The sequence below is a fragment of the Quisquiliibacterium sp. genome (genome assembly GCF_982640115.1).
Window position 1 is genome coordinate 1 of record NZ_CEXFHW010000245.1, and the last position, 4,465, is coordinate 4,465.

The 4,465-nt window shown below is 72.6% G+C and carries 5 protein-coding genes; 3 read left to right on the forward strand and 2 right to left on the reverse strand.

Annotated elements, in window-relative coordinates:
- Positions 1–706 (reverse strand): lipid II:glycine glycyltransferase FemX (locus AC2H6A_RS18105; protein WP_484275115.1); only part of this gene is annotated, 706 nt, incomplete at its 3' end.
- 27 nt (positions 707–733) lie between these two features.
- Between AC2H6A_RS18105 and AC2H6A_RS18110 the strand changes: the two genes are divergently transcribed.
- The 3 genes from AC2H6A_RS18110 (at position 734) to AC2H6A_RS18120 (ending at position 3,399) form a co-directional block, all read left to right on the forward strand.
- Positions 734–916, forward strand: coding sequence for a hypothetical protein (locus AC2H6A_RS18110; protein ID WP_484275116.1), 183 nt, complete (start codon positions 734–736; stop codon positions 914–916).
- A 43-nt stretch (positions 917–959) separates the two neighbouring features.
- A complete protein-coding gene (locus AC2H6A_RS18115) occupies positions 960–2,531 on the forward strand; it encodes a long-chain-fatty-acid--CoA ligase (RefSeq protein WP_484275117.1) in 1,572 nt (523 codons plus the stop codon).
- Positions 2,532–2,595: 64 nt separating this feature from the next.
- The gene (locus AC2H6A_RS18120; RefSeq protein WP_484275118.1) at positions 2,596–3,399 is read left to right on the forward strand and encodes an enoyl-CoA hydratase; all 804 of its coding nucleotides are present in this window, start codon (positions 2,596–2,598) and stop codon (positions 3,397–3,399) included.
- Between the two features lie 50 nt (positions 3,400–3,449).
- Here AC2H6A_RS18120 and AC2H6A_RS18125 read toward each other — a convergent pair.
- Positions 3,450–4,465: DUF748 domain-containing protein (locus AC2H6A_RS18125; protein ID WP_484275119.1), on the reverse strand; the 1,016-nt coding region annotated here is incomplete at its 5' end.

Below are 4,465 nucleotides of genomic sequence, written 5' to 3' on the forward strand. Positions count from 1 at the left end.
CGGCGCTGTCGCCGTGCACGAGAAACATCATGCCGGCCACCGCCTCGCGATCGACATCCACCCGCCAGGCCAGCATCGGCTCGGCGGCGGGGGGCGCGGCTGCCTGCCAGGCCGGCACGAAGCCCGGCGGCAGGGCCTGATAGCCGCGGCCCTCGCGCTGCGCGAGTTCGCGCTCGAGCAGCCAGCCATACTGCGCCGGCTTGGCGCCCACCCGCTGCGCGCGCAGGCCGGCCCGCTCCGCGGCGGCCAGCCGGTTGCGCCACTTGCCGTGCAGGCCGGCGCGCAAGGCCTCGGGCGTGGCCTGCAGATCGAGCAGCACCACACTCTGGCCGGTGACCACCCGGTGCAGGCCGGGCAGCGGGTGCGCGCTCGAGGGGCTGAACAGCGTGACCCGCGGGCGCGCCAGCGGCAGCCCGCGGCCGAGCGCGCGGCAGGCGGCGGCGAGCCCGGCTGCGTCGTCATGCGGGGGCAGCAGCAGCGGACCGCGCGGGCACAACGCCAGCCCGATCAGGCCGCCGAGGCGGCGACCGAGGAACTGCGCGAGGCCCACGGTGCGCCCCTCGTGCAGCAGGCGGGCGCGCAGGCAGACCACGCCGGCCGCGGCCATCGCCTGGCCGTAGGCCCAGGACTGCTGCAGCGGACCGACTGCGGTACGATGCAGCGCGTCCCATTCCCCGCGTTCGATGTCGTTCCAGCGTACCCGCATCCGCGCAGTCTAACCGCCGCCCGCGCCGTGAAGCCCCCTCTGCAGACCGTCCTCGGCCACCGCATCGCGCCGCCGCGCATCACCGCGCGCGCCGTGCTGCTGCTGATCGTCTGGATCGGCCTGCCGGTGCTGGCGCTGGGCATGGCGCTCGACCTCGCCACGCAGTGGCTGTTCGGCTGGTGCGTCGGCCTGTGGTGCCTGGCGAACTGAACCGGCCGCCGCATCCCGGACATCCCTGCCCAGGAGACCTTCCTTGCCCGACCGCGACCTGATCTCCATGCTGCGCCGGCTGGCCGGCGCGCAGCCCGACGCCCTGGCCTTTCGCACCGAGGAGCGCACCTGGCGATTCGACGCGGTGCGCGACACCGCCTGGCAGATCGGCCAGGCGCTGCGCGCCGAAGGCATCGGCCCGGGCGATCGCGTGGCCTGCCTCACCCGCCATGTCATCGAGACCACCCTGCTCACGCTGGGCGCGGCCAGCATCGGCGCGGTGTGCATGCCGGTGAACTGGCGGCTGTCGGCGCAGGAGGCGGCCTACATCCTCGCCAACGGCGGGGCGCGCCTGCTGATCACCGACGCGATGTTCGCGGCCACCGCACGCACCGCCGCGCCGCCCGGGCTGCGGCGGCTGCTCGCGGTGGACGCCTGCGAGGGCATAGACGGCTTCGAGGCCTGGTACCTGGCGCAGCCGGCCACCGATCCGGGCTGGCTGCCCGACCCCGACAGCACCGCGCTGCAGCTCTACTCCTCGGGCACCACCGGCCTGCCCAAGGGCGTGGAGCTCAGCCACCGCAACCTGTGCGTGAACACCGAGGAAACCGGCGCACAGATCGGCTTCAACGGCCGCGAGCATGCGATGTTCAACGCCCTGCCGCCCTTCCACATCGCCGGCGTGGGGCTCACCCTGCTCACCCTGGGCCGCGGCGGCCTGTCGGTGTGCATGCCGGAGTTCGACCCGCCGCGCATCATCGCCGCGATCGGCGAGCACAAGGTCAGCCACCTGTTCCTGGTGCCGGCCATGATCCTCGCGCTCGTCAACACGCCGGGGGCCGAGCGCGGCGACTACCGCTCGCTGCGGTCGATCTCCTATGGCGCGGCGCCGATCAGCGAGAGCGTGCTCGCCGCGGCCACGCGGCTGTTCGGCTGCGGCTTCATGCAGCTCTACGGCCTCACCGAGACCACCGGCGCGATCGTGTATCTGCCGCCGGCCGATCACGACCCCGACGGCCCGCGCCGGCATCTGATGCGCTCGGCCGGCAAGGCCGGCCGGCTGGTGGGCCTGCGCATCGTCGACACCGCCAGCGGCCGCGATCAGCCCGAGGGCGAGGTCGGCGAGATCTGGATCCGCTCGCCGCAGAACATGCTCGGCTACTGGGGCAACCCGGAGGCCACCGCCCAGGCCTTCCCCGAGGGCCGCGACGCGCAGGGTGGATGGTTCCGCACCGGCGATGCCGGCTATCTGCGGGAGGGCTATCTGTTCATTCACGACCGGATCAAGGACATGGTGATCTCGGGCGGCGAGAACATCTATCCAGCCGAGGTCGAGAACGCGCTGATGAAGCACCCGGCGGTGGCCGACTGCGCCGTCATCGGCGTGCCCGATGCCAGGTGGGGCGAATCGGTGAAGGCCTGCGTGGTGCTGCGCGAGGGCGCAACCGTCACCGAGCGCGAGATCATCGACTTCATGCGCGCGCAGATCGCGCACTACAAGTGCCCGAAGTCGGTCGACTTCCTGGCCGCGCTGCCGCGCAATCCCAGCGGCAAGCTGCTCAAGTATGTGCTGCGCCAGCCCTACTGGGCGGGGCGCGATCGCGCGGTCAGCTGACCCGTCCTCTTCCACCGGGGCGCGCCGCTGGCGTGCCCCGCCTGCTGCGTCTGCGGAGACCCCCATGTCCGAACCCGTGCTCACCGTCGAGAAATCCCCCGAGGGCTATGCCGTCATCACCCTGAACCGGCCGGGCGCCATGAACGCGCTCTCGCTGGAACTTCGCAACACGCTCGCCCGGACCGTCGATGCCCTGGAGGCCGACCCCGAGGTGCGGGTGCTGATCCTGACCGGCGCCGGCCGGGCCTTCACCGCCGGGCTCGACCTGAAGGAGCTGGGCACGCGCGGCCTGGTCTCGGCGTCGACTGCCTCGATGAACGACGCCGTGCAGATCGACGACCCGGTGCGCGCGATCGGCCGCTTCAGTGGTCCGGTGATCGGCGCGATCAACGGCCCGGCGATCACCGGCGGTTTCGAGCTGGCGCTCGCCTGCGATGTGCTGCTCGCCTCCACTCAGGCACGCTTTGCCGATACCCATGCGCGGGTCGGCGTGATGCCGGGCTGGGGTCTGTCGCAGAAGCTCAGCCGCGTGATCGGCGTGTACCGCGCCAAGGAGCTCTCGCTGACCGGCAACTTCCTGTCGGCCGAGCAGGCCCTGGCCTGGGGCCTGGTCAACCGGGTGGTGGCGCCCGAGGAGCTGTTGCCGCAGGCGCGCGCGCTGGCCCGCGACATGCTCTCGGTCATCCCGCAGATGCTGGTCTCGTACAAGAAGGTGATCGACGACGGCTACGCGGCCTCGTTCGGCGAGGGCATGGCCATCGAACGGCAGCGCGCTGGCGAGGCCAATGGGGCGGTGCGCGCCGAGGACATCGAGCAGCGCCGCGAGGCCGTGCGGGCGCGCGCGCACGCGCAGGGCGCGGGCGGCTGAGGCGCGCGCCCGCGCCGTCGCGGATCGGCCCGCAACTGCCCGAGGCGGCGCTACTTCAGGCGCAGATCCACCCGCGGCCCGCTGGCCGCGGCCTTGCCGTGAGCAGGCTTCTCCGACGGGCGACCCGATGCGTCAGACCGGGCTGCTGCCGTCGTCGCGGGGGCGGTCGTGGACACGGCACCTGCCGGGCCGGCCGCGCCTGGCGCCGATTCGGCCACCAGGAAGATGCGGTCACCGGCCACCCCGCCCTGTTCGCTCAGCCACTCCTTGACCGCGAGCGCCCGTGCGCTGGCGAGGTCGGCAAGCTGCGATGGCGTGACCTCGATCGTGGCCATCAGGCCGGCTTCCATCTCGGCGGCGGGCAACTCTGCCGCGGGGCCTGCTGAGGGGCCTGCGGAGGGGCCTGCGGAGGGGCCTGCCGCAGGGCGCGCCCGGACCAGACCGGCGGCCTGGTGCACCAGGCGAAGCAGCGACAGCCGCTCGCCGGGCTCGATCGGCACGGTGTCGATGCCGCCGGCCGGCACCACGGTGCGGGTCTCGCGCAGCTTGGCGGTCTTGAGGCGGCGCTCGAGCAGCAGGCGACGCAGCGCCGGCTCGTCCACGAGCGGATCGGCATGACCGGTGAGGTCCAGCCGCAGGCCTGGCCGATCGGCCATCGCCTTGCCCATCGCGCGCAGGCGTGACTCCGACTTGCCCGTGATCGCGATGCGTCCGGGCTCGAAGGGCACGCTGGCATGCTCCTCGGCATCGCCTCCGAACAGGCCGGCGAGCATGCTGAAGGGCGCGGTCACCGCCTTGACGATCAGGTTGAAGATGATCCGCAGCACCAGGCCGCCGACGCTGAAGTCGGGGTCATCGAGCGAGCCGCCGATCGGCAGGTTGACATCGATCACGCCGTTGCGGTCCTTGAGCAGCGACACCGCGAACAGCACCGGCAGCTGCGTGGCGGTGGCGCTCTCGATCCGTGGGCCGAAGGTGAGCTGATCGAGGGTGATGCGGTTCTCGGCCCGCAGCTGCCGGTCTTCGACGCGGTACTGCAGGTGCGCCGAGAGCTTGCCCTTCTCGA